Source organism: uncultured Leptotrichia sp., from assembly GCF_938036635.1.
Taxonomy (GTDB): domain Bacteria; phylum Fusobacteriota; class Fusobacteriia; order Fusobacteriales; family Leptotrichiaceae; genus Leptotrichia; species Leptotrichia hongkongensis.
Map to the genome: position 1 here is coordinate 1 of NZ_CALHQO010000298.1, position 3,347 is coordinate 3,347.

3 protein-coding genes are annotated in these 3,347 nt (G+C 33.4%); all 3 read left to right on the plus strand.

Annotation, left to right across the window (positions count from 1 at the left end):
* Positions 1-137 precede the first annotated feature (137 nt).
* The 3 genes from Q0370_RS06000 to Q0370_RS06010 are packed head-to-tail and all read left to right on the plus strand — an operon-like array spanning position 138 to position 3,138.
* Positions 138-1,364, plus strand: coding sequence for an ABC transporter substrate-binding protein (locus Q0370_RS06000; protein ID WP_299573399.1), 1,227 nt, complete (start codon positions 138-140; stop codon positions 1,362-1,364).
* A 30-nt stretch (positions 1,365-1,394) separates the two neighbouring features.
* A complete protein-coding gene (locus Q0370_RS06005; RefSeq protein WP_006805894.1) occupies positions 1,395-2,087 on the plus strand; it encodes a GTP-binding protein in 693 nt (230 codons plus the stop codon).
* Positions 2,088-2,121: 34 nt separating this feature from the next.
* Positions 2,122-3,138 (plus strand): ATP-binding cassette domain-containing protein, encoded by a 1,017-nt coding sequence (locus Q0370_RS06010; RefSeq protein WP_178936072.1) that lies wholly within the window; start codon positions 2,122-2,124, stop codon positions 3,136-3,138.
* The last annotated feature ends 209 nt before the right edge of the window (positions 3,139-3,347 follow it).

The following is a 3,347-nucleotide window of genomic DNA, read 5'->3' on the forward strand; positions in this document are numbered from 1 at the left end:
TATTACACTTTTATATTCTTATTTTATGGTATAATTTTTATAATAATTTTACATTTTTATAATTAGAGCCAAAATTCACTTGCAACTTTTTGAGATTCAGCTCTTTTTAAATAAAAATATTATAATAGGAGATTGAAATGTTTAGTTTAGACGATACACTTTATGAGATTATAGACAAGTATCCTGAAGCTCTTGACTTTTTTATTGCTAATGGGTTTGAGCAATTGAAAAATAAACAGATGCTTGAGGTTATGGGGAAAAATATTAAATTGAAAATGGCACTTATGTCAAAAAAAATTAATCAGGAACTGTTTGTTGAAAAGCTGGAAACATTCTTGCAAAAAGATGCAGATGTTGATGTTTCACTGGATGAAAGCAAAGCTGATGAAAATAGTGACTTGATAATTGAAGGAGTTCTGCCTTGTCCTATCAGAATACCACTTTTAGAAGGTATAAAAGACTGGGTAAACGAACAGAACGAGAAAAATGATTATACTATTTCATATACCTTAAAATCAGCAAATTTAGGGCTTGACTGGGTTGTAGAAAAAGTTAAGACAGGTAATCCTGACAAAGTTTCGGATATATTGCTTTCGGCTGGATTTGAGCTGTTTTTTGATAAAAATTTGATGGGGCAGTATATGGAAAATGGTATTTTTGAAACACACCTTGAAAATATGAATAAAGATTTCTGCAACGAAACTATTGATTTGCGGGATCCTAAAAAGCGTTACGCAATAATGGGAGTCGTGCCAGCAATATTTTTAGTAAACAAGACTTCTTTGGGGGACAGAAAAGTACCAGAAACTTGGGCAGACTTGTTAAATGAAGAATTTGAAGACTCAGTTGCATTGCCAATGGCTGATTTAGACTTATTTAATGCCCTTCTTGCAAATCTTTACAAAGATTTTGGAATGGACGGGATACATAAATTGGCACGTTCATACAAAAAGAGCTTGCACCCTGCTCAAATGGTAAAAGCTAGAACTCGAACACCAGAAGCCCCTGCTGTCAGCATTATTCCATACTTCTTTTCACAAATGATTGATGGATCAGGAGATTTGGAGGCTGTATGGCCAAAAGATGGAGCTTTACTAAGCCCAATATTTATGATTACAAAAAAATCTAAGGCAGATAAAATCAAGCCATTTATGGACTTATTTATGTCAAATGAAATTGGAACAATTTTTTCTGCAAATGGAAAATTCCCATCAACAAATCCAAATGTGGATAACCATTTAGAAGAGCATCAGAATTTTAAATGGATTGGCTGGGATTATATCTATAGCCATGATATTGGAAAAATTATTCGTGAATGTGAAGATGAATTTAATAATGATGTGCAAAAAAGCCTTGCGCAATAAAATTTAAAAAATAAAAAAGGAGAGATAACTATGAATTTAATAATATTTTCAGGCCCACCATCATCAGGAAAAACAAGCGTTATTCTAAAAACAGTAGAAGCCTTAAAATCACAAGGAATGTCAGTTGGAGTAGTAAAATTCGACTGCCTTTACACAGATGATGACAAATTATACGCAAAAGCAGGAATCCCAGTAAAAAAAGGAATTTCAGGAGCTTTATGTCCAGACCATTTCTTTGTATCAAATATCGAGGAAGTCGTGCAATGGGGAAACAGCCTTGGCCTTTCAATATTAATTACTGAATCAGCAGGACTTTGTAACAGATGTTCGCCGTATATTAAGGACATTAAGGGAGTCTGTGTAATCGATAATTTATCAGGAATTAATACACCTAAAAAGATTGGACCATTATTAAAAGCCGCTGATATTGTGATTATTACAAAAGGGGACATTGTTTCACAAGCTGAACGTGAAGTTTTTGCCTCACGTGTGAACTCTGTAAATCCAAAAGCTGTAACAATGCACGTTAACGGGCTTACTGGACAGGGAGCGTATGAATTAAGCACACTTCTTTATGAGAAAGAACTGGAAATAGACAGCGTTCAGGGAATGGAACTTAGATTTCCAATGCCATCGGCACTTTGCTCTTACTGCTTAGGAGAAAAGAGAATCGGTGAAAAATACCAGATGGGTAATGTCCGAAAAATGAATTTACAGCAATAAAAAAATAGATAAAAATAATAAAAAAGGAAAAAATATGAAAAACAACGATTTAATAAATAAATTGACTATTAGTGAACTTAGCAATAAATATCCCTTTGCAGAAAACTTTTTTACTGAAAACCACTTGCCTGTAGAAACTTTTCAGGATAAGACATTTCATGAGTTCATCGTAACTTTTGCAGAAGATAAAATTGAGGACTTTGCACTGGATGTGGAAAAAATTGAGGAAAGTCTTGTTGACTACATTGAACAGATGAAACTTTTTTTGGGAATGGAAGAGGAAAATTCGATTGACATGCTTACAATTGTCGCTGGGCAAGATAAATCTGGGAATAAAGAGGGATTTGAGCGGCTTGATATTCATAAATCAGAAATTATTTCCATTGTTGGGCCTACAGGCTCTGGAAAATCAAGACTTCTTGCCGACATCGAATGGACTGCCCAGAAAGATACTCCAACACAGCGTCAAATCCTTATAAACGGTGAACTTCCAGACAAAAAATGGCGTTATTCCTCAAACAACAAATTAGTCGCACAACTATCACAAAACATGAATTTCGTTATGGATTTATCAGTAAAAGAATTTCTAGAGTTGCACGCTCAAAGCCGAATGATTGAAAACATTGATGAAACTGTGGAAAAAATCATTACCGCTGCAAACAATCTAGCTGGAGAGCAATTTGACTTAACTACTGCAATCACAGCTCTAAGTGGTGGACAATCCCGTGCTTTAATGATTGCCGACACCGCTATTTTAAGTTCATCTCCAATTGTCCTAATTGATGAAATTGAAAATGCAGGAATTGACAGGAAAAAAGCCTTGGAATTACTTGTTTCATCAGACAAAATCGTATTAATGGCAACACACGACCCAACATTGGCACTAATAGCAGACAAACGAATTATAATAAAAAATGGTGGAATCAGTAAAATTATTACAACAAGCCCTGAAGAAAAGAAAATTTTGAAAAAACTCGATGAAATGGATGATATTATTCAAAAAATGAGAAGTGATTTGAGAAAAGGGGAAATTTTAAAAAGTGATTTTTAATCCAGAAATTTGTTTTTAAAAATTAATAATAAAAGTAAATTAGGGAGAAATATTCAGAATTTGTTTATTTTCTCCCTTTTTAGATAGAGAATAAAAAGAACTGAAACAACTGGAGAATTTGAGAAATTGATTGAAAATGAAGATAAAGTTCAAAGAAAACTGGAAAATAGAATCAACTTTATCAGAACTCTAAAAATTAATAAAAAGCT